This window comes from Pseudomonas sp. ME-P-057 (assembly GCF_030208975.1).
Lineage (GTDB): Bacteria > Pseudomonadota > Gammaproteobacteria > Pseudomonadales > Pseudomonadaceae > Aquipseudomonas > Aquipseudomonas lutea.
In genome coordinates this window covers 85,708-109,467 of sequence record NZ_JARVSX010000005.1, presented here as the reverse complement: position 1 = coordinate 109,467, position 23,760 = coordinate 85,708, and the positions used below count along the sequence as shown (strand labels likewise).

14 protein-coding genes, 1 other RNA gene and 2 pseudogenes are annotated in these 23,760 nt (G+C 54.8%); 5 read left to right on the top strand and 12 right to left on the bottom strand.

The annotated features are described in order from the left end of the window. Positions 1-197 precede the first annotated feature (197 nt). A complete protein-coding gene (locus QRN48_RS02600) occupies positions 198-479 on the bottom strand; it encodes a hypothetical protein (protein WP_191942850.1) in 282 nt (93 codons plus the stop codon). 458 nt (positions 480-937) lie between these two features. After that, the gene (locus tag QRN48_RS02595; protein WP_285348708.1) at positions 938-2,116 is read right to left on the bottom strand and encodes a sugar transporter; all 1,179 of its coding nucleotides are present in this window, start codon (positions 2,114-2,116) and stop codon (positions 938-940) included. Between the two features lie 394 nt (positions 2,117-2,510). Between QRN48_RS02595 and QRN48_RS02590 the strand changes: the two genes are divergently transcribed. Both QRN48_RS02590 and QRN48_RS02585 read left to right on the top strand, forming a co-directional pair. Further along, complete coding sequence (locus tag QRN48_RS02590; protein ID WP_285348705.1) at positions 2,511-5,234, top strand: autotransporter family protein; 2,724 nt, start codon at positions 2,511-2,513, stop codon at positions 5,232-5,234. 117 nt (positions 5,235-5,351) lie between these two features. Further along, on the top strand, positions 5,352-5,555 hold the full coding sequence (locus tag QRN48_RS02585; RefSeq protein WP_285348703.1) for a DUF6021 family protein: 204 nt from the start codon (positions 5,352-5,354) through the stop codon (positions 5,553-5,555). A gap of 119 nt (positions 5,556-5,674) precedes the next feature. On the opposite strand, the gene QRN48_RS02580 is transcribed toward QRN48_RS02585, so the two are convergent. Further along, positions 5,675-6,091, bottom strand: coding sequence for a DUF1493 family protein (locus QRN48_RS02580; protein WP_285348701.1), 417 nt, complete (start codon positions 6,089-6,091; stop codon positions 5,675-5,677). Continuing rightward, positions 6,092-6,426, bottom strand: a pseudogene (locus tag QRN48_RS25250) (STM2901 family protein). A 559-nt stretch (positions 6,427-6,985) separates the two neighbouring features. Here QRN48_RS25250 and QRN48_RS02575 point away from each other — a divergent pair. From QRN48_RS02575 to QRN48_RS02565, 3 genes are read left to right on the top strand one after another with little or no spacing between them, the layout of a single operon-like run. Then, positions 6,986-8,185: a caspase family protein gene (locus QRN48_RS02575; protein ID WP_285348699.1), complete on the top strand. Its 1,200-nt coding sequence runs from the start codon at positions 6,986-6,988 to the stop codon at positions 8,183-8,185. After that, a complete protein-coding gene (locus QRN48_RS02570; protein ID WP_285348698.1) occupies positions 8,182-9,264 on the top strand; it encodes a hypothetical protein in 1,083 nt (360 codons plus the stop codon). Before QRN48_RS02575 ends, QRN48_RS02570 begins: the two co-directional genes overlap by 4 nt. After that, the gene (locus tag QRN48_RS02565) at positions 9,233-10,315 is read left to right on the top strand and encodes a ComEC/Rec2 family competence protein (protein ID WP_285348697.1); all 1,083 of its coding nucleotides are present in this window, start codon (positions 9,233-9,235) and stop codon (positions 10,313-10,315) included. Before QRN48_RS02570 ends, QRN48_RS02565 begins: the two co-directional genes overlap by 32 nt. 3 nt (positions 10,316-10,318) lie before the next feature. On the opposite strand, the gene QRN48_RS02560 is transcribed toward QRN48_RS02565, so the two are convergent. From QRN48_RS02560 to QRN48_RS02525, 8 genes and pseudogenes are all read right to left on the bottom strand, one after another. Next, complete coding sequence (locus QRN48_RS02560; RefSeq protein ID WP_285348696.1) at positions 10,319-10,744, bottom strand: very short patch repair endonuclease; 426 nt, start codon at positions 10,742-10,744, stop codon at positions 10,319-10,321. A gap of 24 nt (positions 10,745-10,768) precedes the next feature. Then, on the bottom strand, positions 10,769-16,252 hold the full coding sequence (locus QRN48_RS02555; RefSeq protein WP_285348694.1) for an ATP-binding protein: 5,484 nt from the start codon (positions 16,250-16,252) through the stop codon (positions 10,769-10,771). Further along, the gene (locus QRN48_RS02550; RefSeq protein WP_285348691.1) at positions 16,245-17,786 is read right to left on the bottom strand and encodes a hypothetical protein; all 1,542 of its coding nucleotides are present in this window, start codon (positions 17,784-17,786) and stop codon (positions 16,245-16,247) included. Before QRN48_RS02550 ends, QRN48_RS02555 begins: the two co-directional genes overlap by 8 nt. Beyond that, complete coding sequence (locus QRN48_RS02545) at positions 17,783-19,927, bottom strand: hypothetical protein (protein WP_285348690.1); 2,145 nt, start codon at positions 19,925-19,927, stop codon at positions 17,783-17,785. Before QRN48_RS02545 ends, QRN48_RS02550 begins: the two co-directional genes overlap by 4 nt. Before the next feature lie 20 nt (positions 19,928-19,947). Next, positions 19,948-21,633 (bottom strand): DNA cytosine methyltransferase, encoded by a 1,686-nt coding sequence (locus QRN48_RS02540; protein WP_285348688.1) that lies wholly within the window; start codon positions 21,631-21,633, stop codon positions 19,948-19,950. A gap of 583 nt (positions 21,634-22,216) precedes the next feature. After that, positions 22,217-22,639: pseudogene (locus QRN48_RS25245) on the bottom strand (integrase arm-type DNA-binding domain-containing protein); the annotation flags it as partial. Between the two features lie 187 nt (positions 22,640-22,826). Then, positions 22,827-23,218, bottom strand: a transfer-messenger RNA (tmRNA) gene (gene ssrA / locus QRN48_RS02530). 114 nt (positions 23,219-23,332) lie between these two features. Further along, positions 23,333-23,623, bottom strand: a complete 291-nt coding sequence (locus QRN48_RS02525) for a PA2433 domain-containing protein (protein ID WP_191942867.1) — start codon at positions 23,621-23,623, stop codon at positions 23,333-23,335. Between the last annotated feature and the right edge of the window lie 137 nt (positions 23,624-23,760).

Below are 23,760 nucleotides of genomic sequence, written 5' to 3'. Positions count from 1 at the left end.
GATCAAGACTTTGAGAGAGGGCAGTGCGCGGGGATTTTCAACACATTGGTTCGCTTAGGCAAACGGCGAATTAATTCAGGCCACTGAACCGAACCGTGTGCCGAGCACCTGCGCATCTGCTGTAAAAAACAAAACCACTCATGCAGCCAGTCCGGGATGACCGACTGCATGAGTGGCTATATGCAAAAAAGCTGCATTCACAGACCGAGCGAAGGAGCTGACGGACGAGCTCTGCGTGCCGGTCGGGACGCTTCAACTTCCAGCAAATGCATGGCCAATACGTCAGTCAAAAACCGAAACTGATCGTTGAGGCCGACCACCTCATTGCTGAAGTGGTTTTCCGCCGCGGGCATCATGAAGGCGTCGAAGCGATTGTCTTCAACGAGACCGTGGCGGTTATTTCGGAGGACGACATGTTGTGAGTAATAGTTTTTCCCAAAGAGGGGAAAGCTAACGTTCAGGGTGACGTCTCGGGTCATGTCGGTGCTCCACATCAAACAAGAAGTTGAAAGCTTGAAAGGTGCTGATAAGTGTCAGCTACTTGGCCTTAATTGGCCTGTGCCACAACACGACAATCCTCTTCGTCTGCGGTCATGACGACCGACGCCAGATCGAAAATTTTGAGGGCGACGACGTAGCTGGTGAAAGCTGTCAGCGTCAAGCAAGTAAGGAGATGAACAACCATTTTCCTGCCCTCGGTTCGTGTTTGGGTGTGAGGGCGATGTTACGCCCATCCATTTTTAGCGGAAGGCATTCGCGGGAATGTTGGTTATCGATGGGATTGATGCAAGAGGACGAGGGGGGCGTATTGGAAGCGCGCTGGAGGGCGAATCCTGTTGAGTCAGAGGATGTGAACCCTCTGACAGAACGCCTTCGCGGGCAGGCGCGCTTCTACAGTGAGAGGAGCGTGTTCTGCCTGCCCGCACGGGCTCTTGATTCAGGCGCGGATGGTTTCGCCATACCGATGCGTGGCCAGGCAGGCCAGCAGCAGGCCGCTGATGGCGACCATCCCGCCGACCAGGCCGATGTTCGCAACGCCCAGCTGGCTGATGACGACGCTGCCCAGCAGCGCGCCACCGCCGATGCCGATGTTGTAAATGCCGGAATGCAGCGCCATGGCCACGTCCGTAGCGTCCGGGGCCATCGCCAGCACCTTGGACTGCATCACCAAACCAAAGCACATGATCGCCATGCCCCAGACCACGCTCAGCGTTCCCATCGATGAAGCACTGCCCGACAGCGGCAGCAGCATCACCAGGCAAGCAGCCAGCGCCCCGACCGAGGTAATCAGCAGGCCGCGCGGGAACTGGTTGTTGTAACGGCTGAAGATCACCGAGCCCAGTATGCCGGCGCCGCCGAACAACAGGAGAATCACCGTGGTCATGTCGCTGGTCATCTTCGCGACGAGTTGCGCGAACGGTTCGATGTAGCTGTACGCCGTGAATTGCGCGGTTACGACCAGGGCTGTGAGCAGATACAACGACATCAGCGCCGGGCGTTTGAACAGCACCGGCAGGCTGCGCAGCGACCCCGAATTCTGGCTCGGCAGCAGCGGCAACGATTTCATCAGCACCAGCACAGTCAGGCCCGACGCCATGGCAATGGCCAGGAACGTGGCACGCCAGCCCAGCGCTTCGCCCAGCACGCGGCCCAAAGGAATGCCAAGCACCATCGCCAGCGCCGTGCCGGTCGCCAGCAGACCGAGGGCCTGAACCTGCTTACCCTCCGGCGCCACGCGCACCGCCAGGGAGGCAGTAATGGACCAGAACACGGCGTGCGCCACGGCGATGCCCACACGGCTGACCAGCAACATGGCGAAGCTCGACGACAGGCTCGACATCACATGGCTGGCAATGAACATGAGGAACACGAACAGCAGCAACTTGCGCCGCTCGATGTTGCGGGTCAGCAGCATCATCGGCAGCGAGGTCAGCGACACAATCCACGCATACACAGTAAGCATCAGGCCGACCTGCGCGGTGGTCATGTCAAAGCTGTGCCCGATGGCGCTCAACAAGCCCACTGGCACGAATTCGGTCGTGTTGAAAATGAAGGCAGCCAACGCCAGCGCGATCACGCTCAGCCAACTTCCGGTGTGTGCGTTAGTGGTATTCATTAAATCGAATGCCCTCCTGAAAATTCGGTTTGCCGCTTACCCCATAAAAACGCCGACAAACAAAAATACCGCTCAAGGTGTTTACCTGGGCGGTGCGTGCTGTCAGCTGAATATTATGAGTATGGGGAAGTGCGACTGGATGTTGCGAATTCTACGCCCTTGTTAACGTTGTCACAACCGAGGCACGGGCTGGCGCGCGGCTGGGCAAGCGAGGCCTGGCAGGTCATTCAGACAGTCAGGTTTTTGGCCCAACGCCCCGTGCTCAAGGCGCCACCGTTTGACAGACCCGCGTTACTGTCCTTCGCTGTTTGTAGTCAGGGCGACAATTGGACGCACTCAGGAAGGTGCGCCTTACAGGACGTTAATCAATCGGGTTATCCCGCAGGATGCTGTGATGAACCTCTCCGGCCGGACGCTGTTCGGCACCTTTCTACGCGTTTCGTGCATATCGTTGTTATTGCCAATCGCACCCATCGAAGCGGCCTGCACCCTTGCGTCCGGCGCGGGCAACGACAGCTCCGTGTGCGACAGCGGCGTCAGCGCAGGCTTGATCGATCTGGCCGGCAACAACGTTTTGATATTTCCCGAGGGCGGCAGCGGCGTTGTATCGGGCGACGTCCTCTACGGCGGCGGCGCTGACCGGATCATCATGAGCTCGGGCACGCTCCAGGGTGCGGTTAACCAAGGGGCCGGCGCGAACGTGTTCGTCATGGACGGCGGGACGGTGACAGGCCGCGTCGTGCAGGGCGCCGGTATCGATAACGTCTTCATGCACGGCGGTAGCGTCCAGTCGCTGGCGCAAGGTGACAGCCGCGACGTATTCTCCATGAGCGGCGGCACCATCATCGGCGCATTCGAGGACGGCGATGTCGCCACCATGAGCGGCGGCACAATCGGCCGCGTCGACATGAAGCTCGACAACAACCTGTTCGAGCTGTCGGGAGGGCGGATCGTCGGCAACCTCGTCACCGGTTTCGGCCGGGACACCATTGTCATCAGCGGTGGCAGTATCGGCGGTAATCTCAGCGTCAGCGGTGGCAACGACAGCATCAGCGTGAGCGGCGGAACAATATCGGGTGAGGTTCGCGCCAGCTTTGGCGACGACGTATTTGGCTGGAGCGGCGGAGGCTTGATTGACGCCTCGGTGCTCATGGGCGACGGCAACGACCGGGCCTTGATCGGCAACCTTGACGAGCGCTCGCTGAGCTCGACCCCATCGGTGGACGGTGGTCTGGGCAGCGACCGCCTGACCTTCATTCAGACATCAACGGCCGGCGCCGGTCGCTACCCGGGATGGGAGACGGTCGAACTCACCGAGCAGTCCCGATTCAAGCTGGAAGGTAATTTCTTTCTGGGTGACAGCGTAAGCGGCACCGGCACGTTCGTGATCGACAGCACCAGCGTTCTTGATGTCAGCCAAGGGTCCGTTCGCCCCTACACCGCAGGTCAGTTAACGACGTTGAGTAACGCCGGGGTTATCGACATGGCCACCAACAGCTCCGTTGCCAGCGACACACTGACCGTCGATGGCAACTACATCGGCAGCGCAGGCCAATTGTTGCTGCAGACCACGCTGGGCGATGACCGCTCGGCCAGTGACCGACTTGTAGTGTCCCAGGGAACCATCAGCGGCAACACGCAAGTCGGTATTCGTAACCTCAACGGGCTGGGCGGGCTGACGCAGGTGAACGGCATCGAAGTGGTGCAGGCGATTAACGGCGCGACGAGTACAAGTGATGCATTCGTGCTGGGTAATCGCGTCGTAGCGGGCGCCTATCGCTACCAGCTGTTCAAGGGCGGACTCACGGCGGGCACTGAAAACAGCTGGTTCCTGCGCTCATCCGTGGCGGCGATCCGCCCTCCTGCGAGCGCGCCACCGATGCCTCCGAATGCCCCGCCCGTGGTGGGCCCGGTGGTAAACCCCGTGCCGGATCCCGTCACGCCGCCGCTCGTTATCCCGCCAGCCGTCACCGAGCCTGCACGTCCCATTCCCGTTGCTGCGGATGAACCGCCTGTTGAGCCACCTACCGCAGTTCCCGCCGCGTTGCCTGTCACGCCTCCTACGCCCATCGCGCCTTCGGCCACGCCTGCTGACGCGTCACCAATACCGGCGCCATCGGCGTCGCCTTTTCCCGACATCTCGCCTGGCGCCGAGCCGATCCCGCTGTACCGTCTGGAGGTGCCGATCTACTCGGTGTTCATCCCCGCCGCACAAATCATGGCACGTGAGGCAGTGGGCACTTTTCATGATCGCCAGGGTGATCAGCGCCTGCTCAGCGAAACCGGTATCACCAGGGCAGGGTGGGCACGGCTGTACGGCAGCGATGTGCGCCGGGAGTGGGCCGGCACGGCGTCGCCCCGCTTCGATGGGTCGACCAAGGGCTACCAAGTGGGCCACGACCTGTATGCCGCACCCACCGATTCTGGCCAGGTGCAACACGCCGGGGTTTTCGTGGGGCAAAGCCGGCTGCAAGGCAGCGTCAAAGGATTCGCCGAGGGTTTCAAAGACACCAAGGCGGGGCGCATGAAAGTCAACGGCGATCACTTTGGCGCCTACTGGACGCTGGTCGACCCCGATGGCGCATATCTGGACGCCGTGGTCATGGCCACGCGTCTCGACGGCAGCAGCCGATCCCATCAAGGAGTCAGGCTCGACACCGGCGGCCACTCGCTCAGTCTCTCCCTGGAGTCCGGTTATCCGATGGCGATCTCCGAGCACTGGGTTGTCGAACCGCAGGCGCAAGTGATTCACCAGCGCATCGATCTCGACCGGTACAACGACGGCATCTCCGACGTTGCCTTTGATTCCCAGCCCTACTGGACCACTCGGCTTGGCGCACGCGTGAAGGGGCGTTACGTGGTCGACAACCTGCCCGTCGAGCCCTACGTGCGGGCGAACCTCTGGCATGTGCTGGACGGCAAAGACACCGTCACCTACAACGGCATCGACCGGATCAAAACCCGGCACACGTCCTCATCGAGCGAGCTCGGCGTTGGGGTTGTCGTCGGCGTCGCACCGGGCGTCAGCGTTTATATGGCGGTCGATTACGCTGCGCAGCTGGACAGCAATGACTTGGCGGGGGCTAGCGGCAGCATGGGGGTTCGTGTCAGTTGGTGAGCGTGACCGGGCAGGGAGAAGCGAAACCGCCCGTCTAAGCTGGGGCACTCTTGGCGCTCGAAGGCTTCTCATAAACATGGTGCGGACAACCCGCGCGTAGACGAGGAGATACTTTACATGGCCAATGGCGCTCCGCTGACCGGAACATCAGCACACACCGACCCGGATGAAGAGCTCGGTTTCGATGAGGAATCACCTGATGTGTCCGACCCGCAGGTAGACCCGACCGAGCCAGCACGGACCGAGAACGATCCAGTGACCGAAGAGCCGACCACTCGGCGTGGTAATGACGAGCCGTTGCCGGGGAAGGGTGGGGTTTGATCCGGTCGCTCTGAACGTAAAAGCCCCGCTGGTGATAGCGGGGTTTTTTGTGGGTGGTTGAATAGTGCTTGTGCTTTGCTAGTTGGCGATGCCTATTGGGCTGGCAGATATCATATCCGCTACACCTCATACCCTAGCAGCGGGACATCAGAGGTGCTTTTGTAAAGAGGATTGTTGCTGTAATGGGTTTGCTCCAGCAGAGCTGGATTCCAGGCTCCCGTTTTGGCTGCCAAATACAGCATGCCTAGCGTGATCGGTATATTCCCCTGCCTTTCTGCGCCTCGCCTGAAGGCAAGCAGATCGTAGCCTTCTGGCACGAAGTACCGGCACGGGTCATAGTTTTCGATCTCAACCGCAAATCGCTTGAAAAACTCAGGCATCAGTTCGTTTGCGTCGTCGCCTTCAACGCCCAAGTCACGATTAATATCGGTGGAGAGGCTCAAGCCTTTGAACGCGTCTTTGCCGAATTCGAAGGTGTCTTGAATGCACCGTATTACGTTGCCAAGCAGCTCATAATCAACGTCATCGTTGGTCATTCAAAATACCTGGTCTTCGGGTCGCACAATGGCGTTGTAGGTGACGACGGTCTTGTAGCCGATCAAGCCCCGCTCGGCAGCAGTATAAGCCCATCCGACGACGGGAATAGCACGGCCTACGAAGCCAGCGATATAGGGTGTTCGTCTCAACCTGGGCGGTGCCATTCCGACGAGCGTTGGCGCTCGATACCCGCCGGGAAATTTTTTTCCCTGAGCACGCGCCTTGAAAGTATTGATGCTACAGACGTGTTCGGGATGGCGCCGCCAGGCTTCCCGCGAGTTGGAATGATATTGGCTCCGCTCACGATCGCCAAGGCAGACGCTCTGTCTTCCAGACGAAATTCCGCGGGCTTTAGCAGTTAGAGCACTAAGGATGCTCGCGGTCCTCACTGCCCAAGCTTTCGTAATTTCAGACACAAAAGAAGACGTCCGGAGACGTCTTCTTTTTGGATTTGGTGGGCTGGGGTAATCTGAACTCGTTGCGTAACCTGTTGATTTATATAAACTCTTATGGTTTTGGATTTTTGTTGGAATACTCTTTGGAATACTGAGCCGCGTTGCAATGCTTAGAGGCGTAATAGGCCGAGCGGATATGGTTCCTCCTGATCTGGAGGACTTGATCGTGTCCCTTCAACGTTGGCGTCGATCCATCCCTCCTGTTCTATCCATTCGACTTTAGGCTGCCCGGCTTGTGGCCGGCGTAATTGTCCTTATTGTCCTTATTTTGCTAGGTTTCTTTTGGTGTTGAATCGTTGTCCCCCATTTGTCCCCCCAGTTAGGGCTTGCGTAACTGTGAGACGGCATCAGGGCACTCCAGTGCTTGAATTCGACTGAAGGACGGATCAAGGTCGCTATGTTACGGATAATCCTCTGCGTCAATAAAGGCTTGTTGCTATGCTCACGCGCTTTCGTTCGTCATCAGGCAAGGAGTGGGCTGCCACCATGGCGTCATTGATAACAGAAGATTTGAGCCAGCCCGGTACCCATGCGTTGGTGATTGGAGTGAGTGCCTACGAATTTCTGCTCGGGAGCCAAAATTGCAGCTTGCAAGGTCAGGAATTTGGTATCGGCCAACTTTCAGCCGCTGCTCGATCTGCATCAGAGTTCGCTGCTTGGTTGATGGAAGACTATAGCCGCAGCAGCCTACCTTTGCGCAGCTTGCGCGTGCTTTTATCTCCTTCACCAGATGAGACCATCGCGCCAAGTATTCACGCTCTCCTTAAAGGTAACTGGAAGGCCACCAGGCAAAATGTCGAGGCCATGTTCAGCGAATTCAGAGATGCTGCCGCAAGCCAGGAAGATAATATCGCCATTGTGTATGTTGTAGGGCACGGTGTGCAGTTTAGTAAAAATGGTGCGGTATTGTTGTTGAATGATTTCGCTGACCCGCAGCATCGTTATGCAACGTATACCGGTGCTGTGGATATGAAAATGATGCACGACGCTATGAACCATGAAGAAACTGCCCAGACACAATTCTGGTTCGTCGATGTATGCCGCGATGTGCCTGCCGACGTCGAACGCTACGACGTCCTCGCCGGTGTGATGGGTGGTAACGTAAGCCGTGCCGGTTCAGCCAAGACTTCTCCGTTGTTTCTCTCGGCATCTTCTGGGCAAGGTGCCTTTGCAAGCAAAGATAAACTGACTCTCTTTTGTGATGCTCTTATGTCGGGTCTTAAAGAGGGGCATGCGGCGCGCTCCGAAGGAGAGCGCAACTCTCCTTGGCGTGTGTCGGTCAATACGTTGGTCGAGTACCTACCTGCGGCAGTGCAGTCCTTGGCCAACGCAGCCGGTGAGGTACAGCAGGTTGAATGCACTGGAAAAATCACCAACGCAATTTTCCACGAATGTTCGAAGCCGCCTGATGTCGACTTGACGATTTCTATTCGATCAGGTTTCAACAGCGCCAACTACACGGCCAACCTCAAGCATCGAGGTGCATTGCTTTACGCGAATCATTCAGCGTGGCCACTCACCGCTAGGGTCCGTGCGGGTCTTTATACGATTGAAGTAACGACTCTCACTCCTCCAGATAAAGATGAGGATTGCCTGAATCTCCAACCTCCCAGCAATGAGAAGGTGCTGCCCCTATGACAACTGATGGAGATAAGAGTGGGGTGTTGCAGATAGATGTCGATTCAAAACTCTACTATCGCGGCCAAGGGATCCGGGTGGAAATTCGCGACAGTGATTTGATTTTGATCCAGCCTGCGACCACTCGTCGACGCTTTGACCTGCCCATCGGGCTCTACGAAATTAGCGCGGTTCTCGAGGATGGGAAGCGAACCACCAAAATTGTAGCGGTCACCGAAAAAGAGTCGACCCGTATCTCGCTGGATCCAGATTTGCCATTTCAGCCGCCGGCGTCTACAAAGGAGCACGATTTTCATTCGCTAAGCGAAATGCACCAGCTTGAATCCTTGAAATCAGAAATGGAATTAGTCGACATCAGTTCAGATGTCACCGTATATGCAGTGGAAAGCCATTGGATCATCCGTCATGCAGAGGACATGGAGCAGGTTCCAGTTGCAACATTACGTATAGCCGGACGCGCGGTTCGAGCAAGCCTGCCTATTAGTGCTGGCGACCATCGCTACTCGGTGACTTGTCATGTAAAACGCCATGCCGAAACCCGATCTAAACTACCCGAGATCAATATCTCGCAATCCCGTAGCATTGCCTCAGCGATGGAGAGCATGGTTTTCGCTGGTCAGTTTGAGTCGGCCGCACGGCTTGCCAGTAACGCGATGAAAACCTTGCTGGAGAAGTTCGTCGATCCAACCGGTGCCGTACTGGCCGCACTGATCCTTCACAAGACAGATCGCCTCGATGATAAGCTAGCTCTTCTCATCCATTTGGTACAGCGTTTCGACTGGCTTCCTGACGGTAAAATCTTGCTCGCCTCGCAGTTGGCGCGAATTCCTGAGAAGCGTCACATAGCGTCGCAACTTGCTTGTGATGCGAGTAAGCAGCGAATTTTATTCACCGAAACCTTCTCCTTACTTCTTGATCTGCTGCGCTACTGGCCGGCTGAGGGCGACAGTAGTGCTCGTAGCGAAGCCCTGTCTCGTCTGGGTAAATGCGCGCCCTTTGTCGACTGGCGCTCGACCTATTTATGCGACCGATTACCGGAGGACCACGATGCTGACGCTGCAACTCCTACCCGCGCGTGAGGGTGATGCCATCTGGGTGCGCTGGGGCAACTCTGAAGCGTCTTATCAATTGCTGATCGACATGGGCACCGAGGAAACTGGCAGGCAGTTGCGTGAGCGCATCAACAGCCTGCCGGAAGCTCAACGAGTATTCGAGCTGATAGTGGTCACCCACATAGACCGAGACCATATTGGTGGCTTGTTGTCCTGTCTAGTCGATGCCGCTCCCCTACCAGGTTTTGCGACTAAGGATTTTTGGTTTAATGGTTTTGCGCATCTCGATGGCCACAAGCCAGACAGTGGGCTTGAGTCGATGGGTGCCGTTCAGGGCGAACGATTGAGCCGCTGGCTTGAGACACAACACTGGAACGAACATTTCAATGGTGGTCCCGTTTGTTGTGAAAAGACGCTCCCTCTTCCTTGGCTGGATCTGGAAGGCGGTATGCGGTTGACCGTTTTAGGACCAACAGCAGAAAGGCTCAGTGCGTTGAAACCTATTTGGAAGAAAGAAGTGCAGGCAGCGCTGAAGAGGGAGCAGCATAGCACCTCAGTACTGGAACGGATGGGGGGCACTGCAGACCTTCGAGAGCTAGACAGCCAGTCGGAGCTCAGTCGCCTCGCCGAGCGAGGTCGGAACCGCGATGATAGTCCGGCTAATGCCAGCAGCATTGTCCTGTTACTGGAGTATCAAGGTAAGCGAATATTACTGTCCGGAGATTCTTTCTCTACGGACTTGAAGAGATCAGTACAGTTGTTGTCTCCGACCCAGCCACTTGAGCTGACAGCCTTTAAAATCCCTCACCATGGCAGCAATGGCAATCTGTGTAAGGCGATGATAGAAAGTGTGATTTGCCAACAATGGCTAATTTCTACCGATGGCTCGCGGTTCCGGCATCCAGATGACGAAACTCTAGCTCGTATTCTCAGCTATAGTAAACAACGTCCTGCAAATGTCGGATTTAATGTCCCGAGTGTTATCAATGAAAAATGGGATAGGGATGACTGGCGCAGTGCGTTCGACTACGTCACCACGTATGGCAACGCACAGGATGGATTAACGATTACCTTCTAGCCGTTACTGGTTCTTGCGTATGCGTTCAGCAAGGCGTTCTCCTGTGACCTTTGCCTTTTTAATGGATGCAACTTCACATTCCCAGACAACAAATACTCTCCAGCCCAACGCTTCGAGAGTATTTGTTACGCGGCAGTCCCGAGCGACATTTTTCTCGAACTTTTCCACCCAAAATGTTGTGTTGCTTTTAGGTGTCGTGGCAATACTGCAGTCGAAATGCCTGTGCCAGAAGCATCCATGGACGAAAACCACAGCCTTGTACCGGGGGAAGACAAGGTCAGGCTTGCCGAGTAATCCAGCTCCACCCAGGCGGTAGCGGAGGCCGAGACCATGCAATACTTTGCGCAGCGCTATTTCTGGGCGAGTGTTACTCCCCTTGATTCGGGCCATCCTTTCTGACCGTTCTTTAGGGGAGAGGAAGTCGGTCATATCCGACCTCCAGCTCGAGAGCTCCTAAACCGGGCTTTCATCTCCCTCCTTTACCAGTTCGTAGAAAGGTAGACCACGAATTACCTCTCCTGAAATATCGAAAGACTTATAGAGACAGTGATGGTTAGGTAGGGTCTTCACACGCTCTGATAGTTCAGCAAGATCCGATGTAAAGCCAAGGACTCCCAGTTCGGCGGGCGTGATGTTTGGTACCTTGTGGATGAACCAGGACAGTAATGGTTCCCTGTAGTCGGTAGCGCCGACCTTGAAGTGCCTAAGGAATTGCGAGGCTAGTATCACGCCAGTGCCGAACTCCCGCCCCTGTAGCAACAGCTTGCGTAGAACGTCGAACTCGTAGCGCATGATATTGTCGGCTTCGTCCACCAATAGGTAGGAGTCGATCGCTCTGAGCTGCGGGTCGGTGCCTGTAAACGCTCGCTTGGGCACCTTGAGCATGTTCTCGTAAAACATGTTTAGTAAGATGGCGACGAGCATGTTTTTGCTTCGGTCATCTTGTCCCATTGAGCTCAGGGATATCACCACGACGCCATCGAAGAATTCGTCGAAAAATTTTGTCTCACCTTTGGTCTTTGCAAACACCTCCATGTCCACCAGATCGTCAATAATTGCCATTGGAGCGTCCGACTTCCCGCCAAGTATTTCTCTGTACTCCGCATGGATATCGTAGATCGTAGGCTGGCGGTCTTGAGTATTAGCTGATTCGTAAGCGTTACGGACCGCTGCTTTAAGTTTGTCCCGCTGCACTGGACCTATGCCTGAGTACACCTTGTCGAGGACATCTGCGAAAAACCGGAACCGATCCAACCATGGTGCTGAGGATTCGCCCATTCCGGTGGTATCAAATAGGTTCAGAGGTAGGTGGTAGGGCTTCACCACCTTGGCCCCAGTAGCCTCTACGAAATCTGGGCTACTAAAGTCGCTCTTATAATCGAAGATCAAGAAGCGTGGCTTGATCCCACGGTTTGCATCGCTGGCTCTGGAGATCTGCAGGATAAGCGATTTGAGGAATTGGGTCTTGCCTGTGCCGAGGTCACCTGCCACACCGATATTCAACTGATTGAGTCGAGTATCGGATATGTTCAAACTTACCTGTCTTGGCTCGAATCCATCAACTGTTTTACCTACAGAAAGGATTACTCCGCTGCCTAACTCGTAAGGAGTCAAGGAAGCTGCGGTCTCTCCATTTGAACTGCTGGGAGATGCTTCTTCACTGATTAGCTGCACAACAGGTACGTTGTTTGAAGCTATCGAAGGGTCTATCGACTGTTCGCTTTCCGCTGCAGAACTGTCGAAAGGTGGCAAGCCGGTCTTCTGGGCTAGCAGGGGAGGTAATAGTCCCCAATCACCCACCTTGGCGCGCACGGCGTCGTAGAATGACTGTGGGTCACTGTCGAGTACGATTCGACCTGCATCCTTGCTTGAAATAACAATCGTCTCGTCGAAATTGTCGCCATCACGATTATGTGGGCCGCTTAGGCTAGATTCGTCAACGACGATGAGTCGTCCCCGTACGTCTAGACTTGGTCTCGAGTCGGGGTCGAGGATCGCTGCGGCGATTAGCTCGTGGTACCCGGCCCAGCGAGTAGCATGTCCTTCTACGGCCTGATGCTGACTATAGACTCGTAAGCCAAAGCCAATCATCGAGAGTAGTAGATGTTGGTAGGCCAGGCTCCAGGCCAGAGAGTTATTGGCCCGTTCCTCGATGGCTTGCAAAAGGTTTGAGAGTGTTCTGGCCTGAGATAGGGCTTCGACGGAATCGGTTGCTCCAAACACGCTTCCTTGGCGGCACTTGACCTCTATGGGCGTCAGATGCAAATGGACTTTGTCGCCACTGATTCGCACGCCCACGACAAGCAAGTCGGGGCGTGAAAGGGAAGTGTCTTTGCGCTCCTTGCCAAGCGAGCGTGCAAGGTCGGCAAGGTAACCTCTGAACGGGTCGACGGGAACGATTATTGCGATTGTAATTTCCTCTGGCGAACCCGCGAGCACTGGTAACAGGCTGTTCAGGTTTCCTTCAGTCCGGAACTGGTCTTGAAGGAGTCGGACCGCTAGGAATAGGCCGAGGTCGCCTGTAGCGCCTGTATCGTCCCCGGAGAGCCCGCGAACCGTGGGAATTCCTCGCCTAGCAACCTCTAGAAGAATCTGCTCGATCTTGGCGTCGTCCAAGTCGTCGCATCCCGGAAGAGGCTTCAGAACACGGCGTAAGGCATCACGATCGGCTTGCTTGACCTGCGACAAGAGGTAGTAGCCGCTGGTATCGCCTGCACGATGGGAGTACGAGGGAAGGTCGTAGTCCCACAGATAAGTGCCTTCGATCCAGCCACCCAAAAAACAAGCTGGGTCAATTGCAGAAGACGAGACTGCAACATAGCCAGCGCTATTCCCTTTAAGCATGTCGGACACTGCGTGAACGCTGGGCGAGAACTGCAGGCCAACCTTACTGTCCCTCATCCTTTCAACCTTAAGCATGCATGCTGAAACCTTGTCGGCGAATTGTTCGCCAGAGGGAGGCATCTGCCGGCCTTGACGGGATTCACTTAGGAATGAGCCTTGAAGCTGACGCCTGACCCTGTGTCTGATTAGGCCACCAACACCCATCGGTGAGAGCATGCCTACATCCTTGGAACCAGGTTCTGCCGAATCCAGTTGTGCAATTATTCCCAGATCCGGCGTTGCGCCTAACGGTTGTTTGTCATACCAGCGAACGTGGTTATCGGTGTCCTCGGAGAGGTTGGCGATCGTGGCCTGGTCAGGTCTTCCTGAAAGCCTAGTGTCGAAGACTTCCAAAATCTTCGCACCGACGCTTTGCGTAGGTGTGTTCGCGCTTCCGTTACCGAACCGCTTTGTACACCAGTTGGTCAAACCTTCATTGCAGGCATCAGTAGTTCCACCTGCGCTAGACACTACTAGACTGATAATGGGTTTCGCTGCAAGAAGGCTGGTTACATCGTCGAGTGCGCGCGAAACCTGAGCCGGGCTGAATCCACTTGAGATGCCGCCGACAGTTAGGCCGAAGGTATTGTCGAAGGGGGGGCGCCGGGTACGGGCTGGTAACTGGCCCAGGCGAGAGCCATTCCAAAGGACAGACCAGTAGTCGGAACTACATTCGACTGACAGGAAGTCTATCCGCTCAATGCCACTCGGAGACTGTAGCGAGATGGTTAATAGGTCGGGAACACAATCTGGGTCAAGGATACTTGCCGCCGGACAAGGCAAGGGGGAGTCGCCTTCCACCTCGTCCAGTAGGACTTTCTGGGCAAGACAATGCCATGCAAGCCGCAACGGATGAAGGGGGGAAAGGATGATGGCTTCTGGAATTCTACTCAGAGTTCGTCCGTCTAGTTCTAGCGAACAGACCGCAACGGTATCAATCCAACAAGCGACGTCCGGGTCGGTGTCGAGCCAAGACATGTAAGCATCTAGATAGGTTTCAACGAGTACGCGAAACTCCGTATCCTCCGACAGCCAGGCTCCTAGCGTCGCGGATTCGATGAGTCCCGACTGGTCATCGCCTCGAATGTATTTTGCAATCTCTTGGCGAGTTTCTACGAATCCCTTTGGTGGCTGGAAACTCAGGATATTGGGGCGGGGGTCATGCAGGAAGCGGCCTTGAGAGAGAATGGGGCCATTAGCGGCATTCCAGTTGGGTGGAACCCAACTAGATACGTAGTCATCTGCTATCACTAGTGGGCTGAACGATTTGGCTACGTTCTGCTCCTCAAGTATCCAAGACTGCAAGCTTGAAGCGCGCGCATTCCGGTCCAGATGGACGACGGCCTTTGTATCGAATTTTTCAAGATGTCGGCGGTTCAGCTTGATTAAGCGCTCGAATTCGCTGCGGCAGCCTTCCTCTTTTGCCTCATCGCAAGCAAGGTAAACTCTGCAGGACTGAGGGGAAGTCTCGTTCAAGAGCTTGAAGGCTATATCTAGTTGATACTTACCGTCAGCCTCCACTTCTACTAAATATTCATTCTCTCCAATGAGGCGCGCGTCGATGGATTGTTGCTGTCCTTCTAGCTCAGTAGCATCGTCCGGCATGCCCTCTACGTTGCCAATGGTTGCCCCTGGCGATAAGTGGAGGCGCAATTCATATCGCCCCGAACCAGGTAGTGAAAGGGATGTCTCCCAGTCTATCGCCGCAGTCTTCTTACTAGGTTTCTTAGGCGGTGACAGTTTTGTCGCTAGTCTGCAGGTTACCAGTATCCCTGGCTTCCAGTTCATTAAGGAAATGACCCGGACACTTGCAGGCTTGCACCCCGTAGAGGTGACCTTATAAGTCATGGGTGTCTTGTGTGAGGGAGGGAAAAAATCAGTGTATTCATTAACTCCGCTAGAGGACGCTTGGAATGGAGTTGGCGCCTTGCCATAGGAGCCCCCCGTCAGTAGAAACTCTTCTGGTTGACCGCTTTCGCTCGTAGAGATGGCTAGCTCCACCTTGTCACGAACGATCGCTGGCAGGCCCTTGGTTGCGGGAATAATACTATTCGTGCATCGAATGCTGATTTCTCCGATGGCTTCATCGGGCTCTTCGGCAAGCAGATCAGTCCATTGCTCTATAGTTAGCAGCGTCCACCAAAGGGGTGGAGAAATTAGCGTTAGGGCTTTCCCCGGCAAATAAAAAGCCTGGGTAGCACGTTCAAAGGCAGTAGGGACGTCGCAGTTTGCTTGAAGGTGGTGAAGCAATGCTCGAAGAGCTTGAGCAATGTCGTCAGGCGCAACGTGTGCTAGGCGTTCAATACCAGTCTTGAACCCATCTGCTAGCTCATCTGCAATTTTAGCTATGACGGAGAGCTGTGCCTTCGAAGAGATCCCACTGTCTGCCATTGGGGGTAGACCGCATGCCAGAGCAAGCGCATTTCCCGGTGAGAGATGTAGTTGAGCGGTCTCTATCGAAAATATGCGTGACAGCATGCGCCATGACGCTGAGTGGTTGGCGTGTTCTGGATCCACTTCGTCGATTGAGCTTGCAGCTGCACGGATTAATTGCTTCGCATCGTCTCTCTGCGAATCTACGATACCTGCGACCAGTAATGCCTCGTTTACCGATTGCTGCACAAAGCCATCGTCCCACCACTTTTCGAGATCGGAACTCATGCCGAAGACATCACTTGAAGACTCGATCGAAAGGTTGTTGTGCTGGCCCGCAGGAACTAAGGCTACGAAGCTGGAATTATTTGGATCATTTCGTACATCCAGCAAGTGGTCGTTATCGCATTTGCCAGACTCCCCGATACGAAGCTTATGACTAATCATCTGGTCAGTTGGATACTGGAGCAGTACTGGTAACATCACCATACTGCCGTCTATTCCAGACATGACTTGAATTCCCCCATCACGAGCGAGCTCTTCGTAGACTTGCTCGAGAATCTCAAGGGGAGGGCCACGGAAAATTAGCCGGTATTCAAATTTCTTGCCGCTTAGCCCCTGTGTTGCACCCAAAGCTTTTTCACGGACAATTGACGCCAGCCAGTTTGCGAGTTTATTCATAATCGTACTCCTGAAGGGCTTGGCTCGTATGGAACGGTGGCAATAGCAGCATGCCGCTCTCGGCGTCTGGGCTATCGAGCACAAGGCCTAGCATCCTCAGCTGGTGCCCCAAGTCATTCCTGGCAATTTCGTGTTTATCTACGGTCACGCCATAGGCTTCGAGGTGTAGCCCTAGTCTATGGATTGAGCGTGGCCCACCCATCCCGGCGAGGGCGCAGTGGACTAATGCCAACACAGCTACAGGTCCAAGGGATACGATCCATGGACTGGATGGGCTGCTTCCTTTTTTCTTGAGAATATATCCCTGGTCATACCCCCTGAGTAACGGAACTGCAGTCTGGCGTTGCCCTAGCGCGTGCCTTGCGAACTCCAGTAGATTCGAGCCGATGCCCTTCCTGCATAGCAGCGCGCGAGCTTCTTGCTCGCGTATATCGATAACGGTTTCGAGAGTCCCAGCGCGAAGAAGGGCATTTCTATGGTTTTGAATATGCTGGCAAAGTGCGGCAATTCCTTTGCTTGAGGAGAAATCGCCTTCGTAGGGGGTACCTATTTGCTTGAGTGACCAAAGGAGCGTATTTATCCCAAGCCTAGCGTTTAGGTAGCTGGAAACTTTGTCTTTGATACCTTGAAGAGCTTTTCCTCCGTAAGCCATGTATTGCGGGGCCTCAGGGAAGATTGCGTTCCTTACCTCTTGCTCGTTTGGCGCCGCGCCTTCGGAAAGTGCTGCGGAAAGACAGCTCCAAATCTTCGCGTGGACGTCACATAGCCATGTGACATGGGAGACTGTTCCTAGACGCAACACAGCCTCTAATAAACTAGTCCATTGCCGGCGAGTCATTGAGTCTTTCGCCTGCATGATGGCTTGAAGGTCCTTGGCAAATCGTCTGGCGGGCAGAAAATGAATATTCTGAAAGTCGGACGCCGTCAGTGTTGTCGCTTCCTCCTCCGGGATCCGCGCTAGAGACCATGTTCCTGCGCCTTGATTCCACGACGTTGTCTCCTGCTCAAGCCAGCGGGCGAAGAAGTCGTCGTTATCATTGACACTTAGAGAGTCAAAGAGACTTTTCCAAAGGCGCTGCGCTGATTCTTGATCCTTTGAGCCCAGGCAGACCATGCGGCGTATCAAGCTGCCGGCAGGCCAGGAGTTGCTACTTAGCCGAGCGGAGCCGGAGAAGATCGCCGCTCCTGGCACGAGTGGAGTAACCTGCACAAAGCGTTTGGAAGACTGATTAGGAAGCTTCGGACTCTCCAATATCCCGTGAAGCACTGTATGCCAGGCATCCACGCCTATCACGGCTCCGCTTGGCGGCAGTTGGCTCTTTTCCCGAAGTTTCTGTATGCGTCGATCTAAGTCACGTCCCGCCTGTGGCACGCTGCCTTCGCTTACTGATTCAAAGCCTATCGTCCGGTAGAGCGAGGCTAGAAGGACCTCTGAGCTTGCGTACTCTGGCGCAGGGCTCATGGCTAGAGCCGACTTCTGATAAATGCTGTTGGAGAAGCGCCACGGTGCTTGCTTGAATTCCATAAGGCTCATTCGACATCCTCCTTGCTTGCGACTAAGCCATCCCATGAGCGAGCTACTACAGTGCCATCTGATCCGATGCGGATTTTGGCATGCTCGAGAAGTTCCTCATCCCGGACGATGGATCCGGAAAGACGAGCTTTTGTTGTATCTAATAGGGCCAAGACCGTACGAGGGAGAGAGGCAGGGGATAGTCCCCTCTCTAGCTCCTTCACTGCCTTGAACAAGTCATAGGTAAGAGGGATTGCTTGCGCCGATTGCACATGGCCCACCCCGAGGTAGCAGATTGGTGGGCGAGGCCGTCCTGAAGTGTTCTGGGGCAGCATCCTGACCTGGCGTAGAGGCACAACCAATGTCGCCTGACGTTGCTTGGGTGGAAGTGGTTGTCCGAATGTAGTGGTTAGTGAGACCTCGAATTCCTGACCTGTATTCAGCAGGCCTTTCACTTGCTGTACAACCTCATAAAGCTGGTGCTTGTCATTTTGTTCGACGACCAGCTGGAAAGCCTGCAGGATCTTGAAGTCTGCAACTACTGCCGTTCGGGTACAAATGCTTCTACGGACTAGGCGGCAAGCAAAGTCGCGGAGTAAATGTTGAACACGACTGGCCGCGACGGGTCTTCTTCGTCGGATAACAGGCATTGAAAGCATGTCGTCTGCATTAGAAAGTCGCTTGAGTAGCTCCAGCTCGCTTCGCGATAACACTTTATATTTGCGGATGAACTCTATCCCGCCGGCTAGGGAGCGACTGAAACGAATGTCGAGGTCACCGAGGCTAACCATGCTTTGGCTACTTACCGCGACCTGACTGTCGGGACTTGCGAATGCTGGGTCTAAGGTATCGACGAGGCCTTCCAGCAATGGCGCAATTGTAGCTGGAAGATAATGTGTCTTTCTCTCTGCCAGAAAGTGCACCAGCCCCATTAGGGTTCGCCCTGCTTCGGCATCTAGCTCTTTCTCGAGACCTAGGTCCTTGAGATCACGGCGGAGCGAGGTCGCCGCATCCTTGTCCCAACGATGGAAAAGTGCATGTTGGTAGCTTGACGTTGCTAAATGGAAAATCGCAGTGAGTGTTTGCTTACTGTTTCTTTTTGTCCCTGCTGCTTTGTGGTCAAGTTCGACAAGGTTCTCCGCCCATTGGCAAGGCGTTGATTGGTGCGTGTGTCTTGCTGAGTCATGGACTACAGGATGGTGCCCTGCCAGCAAGTACGAAGTAAGGGAGAACAGGTCTCGGAAGCTCCAGCGTTTGCCGCTGGCTAGCTCATACCAGCGTAGTATTTTTAATAACGCTGTTCGGTGCTCGTCTCTGGCTAAGATGGCCTGGCTGGTACAGAAGGGACATTTTTCGCCCGCCGGACATGCTCCCTTTGCGGGCCACATTTCGGATGCAGTGGCCTGGCCGATGAGGATTTCCGCAGGCGCGGAAGTCACTTCGTCAGGCTTGACTAGTAGAGACTCCGCATCCATTGGCCAGACTGCAATCGATGGGAAGCCTTCGAGCGGCCAGCATGAAGGGGCATCGTAAGCTAGGCTCACAGCCCTCGTAACAGCCTCTAGGATTGTGCGCGGCTTTTCCAGATTATTGTCGATAGCGTGAATCAATGCATCATCGAGGACGCCACGGTTAACGCAGCATAGGTACGCTTGGGATTGTGGCCCATCCAGAAGCCTGTCGAGCTCCTCGATAAGGAGTGCTGGCGCGGTGCTTCCCTCGTGACCAGCTGTCGAAGTGGCGTCCTGAACTATATCTAAGCTTAGACTACTATCGACTCTTGAAAGGCTTCCAGCATCGACACTTACTATTCGTGGGACCTTGAAGCCAGCGCTCGGATGGAACGCCTTTGACAGCTCTTCGATGAGCCGTCCCTCACAGCCTAGGCTCGCGTCTAGCCAGTGGATAGTGGATTCGATCGCTTCAGTTTTTCCATTACCTGGTCCGCCAACCAGAAGGATAATCCTCGGGATGCTCGTGCTGTCGGCGGGAAGCTTTTCGGCCCAGGCTTGGAGTCGAGCGAGAAGGCTTGTCCTTAATAATAATTTGTTAGGCTGGCCGCTTTCGTTGTCTAAAAGCCGCTTCACTCCACCAGAGTGATGGCCGGCCCAGTCGACAAGGGCAGCGGGGTAGCGCGCCCCTTCCATTTGGGTGCTATCCATTCCCCTCGACTCCTATGTTTTCAAGCTATGGCTAAGATTTCTTGTTCTGCGTCATTGACTGTTTGTTGACTAGCTGCAGCCTTGGCTTCTTCTAGCACTGATCTGATGGCTAGACCAATGGCTCGTGCTAGGTAAGGAGGAACGGCGTTTCCCACTTGCGTGTAGCGCGGGCATTCTTTAGTTCGTCGGCTGCCCCCCGTAGTGAATTTACCTCGGAACTTGAACCAGTCGGGAAATGATTGCAGCCGTGCAGACTCTCGGACGGTTAGTATTCTAGGTTCGCTGTAGTGGAGCACATCGTCCGGCAACGTTGTGATTGTTGGTGCGGGATTTTGCGCTCGCATTAGGCAAATACGGTGCTTCTTGAGACCATACTTTTCCCTTTGAGCCAAGCTCATTAAACCGCCCTTAGTGCATTCAGGATCTTGAATGATCTTCATGAATCGCTCACTGATCTCGGGCTTGTGTTTCGCTAAGCGCACGCTGTCCATGGAGCCATTCATGCCCTTTTGCATGAGGGATTGGTAAGGTGTCCTAGGTCCCTGATATGCGAGCTCTTGAAAGCCGGTCCGGGAAGATGGATCAGTGCATGGTCTGGTCCCTGCGTGCTTTACTTCCAGATCAGAAATGGCCTCTGAAGCGCTGACGATGTTTGGAAGGCCAAGCTCTTGCAGTTGATTCAGCCTTGCCTCCTCTAATAGTTCGAACGCTCTGGTGGCGCCCCCGTGAAGATGACGAGCAAGATCCTTGCGAATCCCAATTACGATCAAGCGCGGGCGCTTCTGGGGAACTCCAAAGAGTGAGGAGTCCAATATCCGGCCAAGGACTTGGTAGCCAGCGCTGTCCAGGCTTTCGACAAGCTTGTCATAATAGGACTGGGGCTTCACTTGTATGCCAAGGTCTTTCCAAGATTTAACATTGTGCGCGATCTTCATGCCTGGAACGTTTTCCAAAACAATTGCCTCTGGCTGAATGGCCTTGACCATTTCCACATACTTCTCAAACAGTTGATTTCGCGGGTCGGACTCTAGTCGCTTCCCTGAGAAGCTAAATCCTTGGCAGGGAGGACCTCCCGCCAGCACATGCACTTGGCCTTTGAGCTTCAACAGATCAAGCGGATGCTGCTCAAGGATGTCATCGATACCCCAGGCTTTTCTTTCCAGCCAAGAGGGCCATTCGAACTGGCGCACGGGCACGTCCCGCCCTTCAAGCAGATTTGCTGACAGAGTAGAGAAGGCCATCTTGTCGCGCTCGACGGCAAAAACGCCATTTAGGCCTGCGAGCGATAGGCCAAGAGACAGACCTCCACAGCCCGCAAAAAGATCTGCAAACATCAAAGGTTGCCCGCCGGCGGGTAACGGAGCGGAGGTTTTGATATTTTTCATGGGCTCCTGCCCGGATATGGTCGTTTTCAGGGTAGGGAGCGTCTCGCGAAACACTTGGCGATCATCCATAAAGGCAGCAAGGTGGCAGTCTTTTTTTGTCACAGATGTTTGAGCCTTGCTCGATAAGCTGGCTCGAGGTAGCTCGATAGGAGTCGCGGGGGCAATAGTGATGGATAATGGAATGTCCCGCAAGCAAACGCAATGACCGGCGCTGCCTGCCGGTGAGTTTGACTTGTGACTGCAGGTTTCACTTATATAGTTGAATTCATTCAATAATGTTGCATCGGCTAGGCCTGTAGCTTCGCCTGATGGTACCCGCATGGTTTAGCTCCTTAGCCGGTTTGGAACGCGAATCCTCTCTCTTCAGGGCAACCCTGTGCTGGCCTAGGAGCACGCTAGCCCATGAGGGGTACTGAAGAGTGAGCAATGACGTCCGGGTGTTTGGAAGGCATGATTTACATAGCTGTAATTATGTACAGTATTGGCATTTTGGCGATTTCTACAAGTCACTTCCGTCGACTGTTGTAGAGCCCACGAATTAAACGGAGGCTCTGGGCAGCGACTGCCATAGGTGCTCGGCCTTTCGAGATGTGTTCTGGACGTGAGGCTGGGGCGGTCTCGCAGGCAGAATTTTGGGTTTCGGTAGGGTAAAAAATGAACGTAGACAGACGAGCGATGCTTCAGCCTCTTGTCCGCCGTCCGCCGTCCGCCGTCCGCCGTCCGCCGTCCGCCGTCGGTCCTCTCGTGTGACTTATTTAACTATCAACGAGGCCGTTTCTCGTGTCGAGCGCGGAGTGGTTGTGCCCAATATTGAGCGGTCGGGGAGTTCGCTAGCATCTTTGGTTTTGAGGCGGCGGATCGATTGACCGAGGCCAGCTCGCGTCCGAATGATAAGGCGACCCCGATACAAATGCAGCGTCAATGAGCGCCAGATGTCTCCGCATAGGCAGTAGTAACCGGGTCTTTCTTGAGTTCATACCATGCAATAGCCACATTTGTTAAAGTATGATCCGAGGTTGTCTTTAACTTTTTTCGATCCGCGCCGCGCTTCTCCTCCGGATCGTATCCCTGAGCGACACTCTCCCTAGCTTCCACGGTTCTTTTGCGCGTGAGCCAGGCTCACTTCAGGGAAGGCGCCTAGCTTCGTGTTGATACGATTTTTGATTACCGGCTGCGGTAGTTGAAGCAATGTACTCAAATATGCTCCCGAGCCATTGCTCCTGACTCGGAGCTGAAGGCAGTCACCATCGCTGAGGACGTAATCATTGTCTTTCGCTTTGACCGCCTTGAGCTGGCAGTCGGAAAGGCGTAGGGCTGGAGCAGGCATGAGAGCTAGCTCTGACACCGTTTTGGTATTCCAAAAAATAGGCACCGGATGGCTCGGAAGACCATTGGGAATACCAAATCGGCTCGAACCCACCAAGCTTGGTAAGCCTCCCACACCCCTTAAACCGCGTATTTACTGGATTCCAGGCACAAAAAAAGACGTCCGGAGACGTCTTCTTTTTTGGATTTGGTGGAGCCGGGGGGATTTGAACCCCCGTCCGCCAGTACTCCGCTTTCGGGCCTACATGCTTAGCCGTGTCTATTAAGTTAACCCTCAGCGACCCGACGGGCAGGGTGCTTTGGGCGAGCTGTGTAAGTTTTAGCCGATTCGTCCACAGCGTACTGCACGGCGATCCTGTTCTATATGACAATCACTTTGGGTTTACAGGCATCCCCTGGTGATTGCTGGAGCCGAAGCTACCAGAAGGAAGGCTAGCACCGCTTACGCGGCGAGAGCTTGTTCCCCGTAGGTTTCGTCATTGGCAACTATAGAAAGTTGCAACAGTGGATTTACGACTTCTGTTACCAAGTCGGCATGCCCCTAGAGTTTCATCACCGGCGTCGAATCCTAATCGGCCCCAATTCTGCTGCTCTAGCAGTCAGGCGGCGGAGTCTACCCGAATCCATGAGATGCGTCGACCTCCGCGCCTGACATTCCGCTCGCGACCAGCTGTTGCTGCTCGCGATTCGGTAATTACTTCGCTGCGCCGCCGTCGCTGCCGTCACCGCCAGTTTTCAGCTCGGTGATGGCCTTGGTGGTGATCGAGATGCACTTCTTCTCATCGCCGGCTTTCTGCGCCATGGTGGCGTTCTCGATGGTCTTGTCCAGCTCGGCCTTGCTGTCGCCGCCCAGGTTGGTGGCAGTCGACGCTTGTGCATTTTTCAACGCCGCGATGTTCGCGCCGCACAGGTCATCGGCAGCGAAGACCGGGGAGCCCAACAGTGCAGCGGTAAGAAACAGTCCAGTCAGTGCGGTGCGCTTCATGTGTATCTCCTTGAGCCTGTTGACTCGGTATCGCCGGTCAATGGCCGGTGCCCGAGATAGAGGGAAAAGCGCCGAATGGATTGTGGCGCTTAAACAGATGGACTACCGGCCGTCGCAGGGGTTCTATTTTTTCTTCA

Bases quoted from the DNA above. Each gene is read 5' to 3' on its own strand.
- QRN48_RS02600 (WP_191942850.1), bottom strand. From the start codon at position 479: ATGACCCGAGACGTCACCCTGAACGTTAGCTTTCCCCTCTTTGGGAAA.
- QRN48_RS02595 (WP_285348708.1), bottom strand. From the start codon at position 2,116: ATGAATACCACTAACGCACACACCGGAAGTTGGCTGAGCGTGATCGCG.
- QRN48_RS02590 (WP_285348705.1), top strand. From the start codon at position 2,511: ATGAACCTCTCCGGCCGGACGCTGTTCGGCACCTTTCTACGCGTTTCG.
- QRN48_RS02585 (WP_285348703.1), top strand. From the start codon at position 5,352: ATGGCCAATGGCGCTCCGCTGACCGGAACATCAGCACACACCGACCCG.
- QRN48_RS02580 (WP_285348701.1), bottom strand. From the start codon at position 6,091: ATGACCAACGATGACGTTGATTATGAGCTGCTTGGCAACGTAATACGG.
- QRN48_RS02575 (WP_285348699.1), top strand. From the start codon at position 6,986: ATGCTCACGCGCTTTCGTTCGTCATCAGGCAAGGAGTGGGCTGCCACC.
- QRN48_RS02570 (WP_285348698.1), top strand. From the start codon at position 8,182: ATGACAACTGATGGAGATAAGAGTGGGGTGTTGCAGATAGATGTCGAT.
- QRN48_RS02565 (WP_285348697.1), top strand. From the start codon at position 9,233: ATGCTGACGCTGCAACTCCTACCCGCGCGTGAGGGTGATGCCATCTGG.
- QRN48_RS02560 (WP_285348696.1), bottom strand. From the start codon at position 10,744: ATGACCGACTTCCTCTCCCCTAAAGAACGGTCAGAAAGGATGGCCCGA.
- QRN48_RS02555 (WP_285348694.1), bottom strand. From the start codon at position 16,252: ATGAATAAACTCGCAAACTGGCTGGCGTCAATTGTCCGTGAAAAAGCT.
- QRN48_RS02550 (WP_285348691.1), bottom strand. From the start codon at position 17,786: ATGAGCCTTATGGAATTCAAGCAAGCACCGTGGCGCTTCTCCAACAGC.
- QRN48_RS02545 (WP_285348690.1), bottom strand. From the start codon at position 19,927: ATGGATAGCACCCAAATGGAAGGGGCGCGCTACCCCGCTGCCCTTGTC.
- QRN48_RS02540 (WP_285348688.1), bottom strand. From the start codon at position 21,633: ATGCGGGTACCATCAGGCGAAGCTACAGGCCTAGCCGATGCAACATTA.
- QRN48_RS02525 (WP_191942867.1), bottom strand. From the start codon at position 23,623: ATGAAGCGCACCGCACTGACTGGACTGTTTCTTACCGCTGCACTGTTG.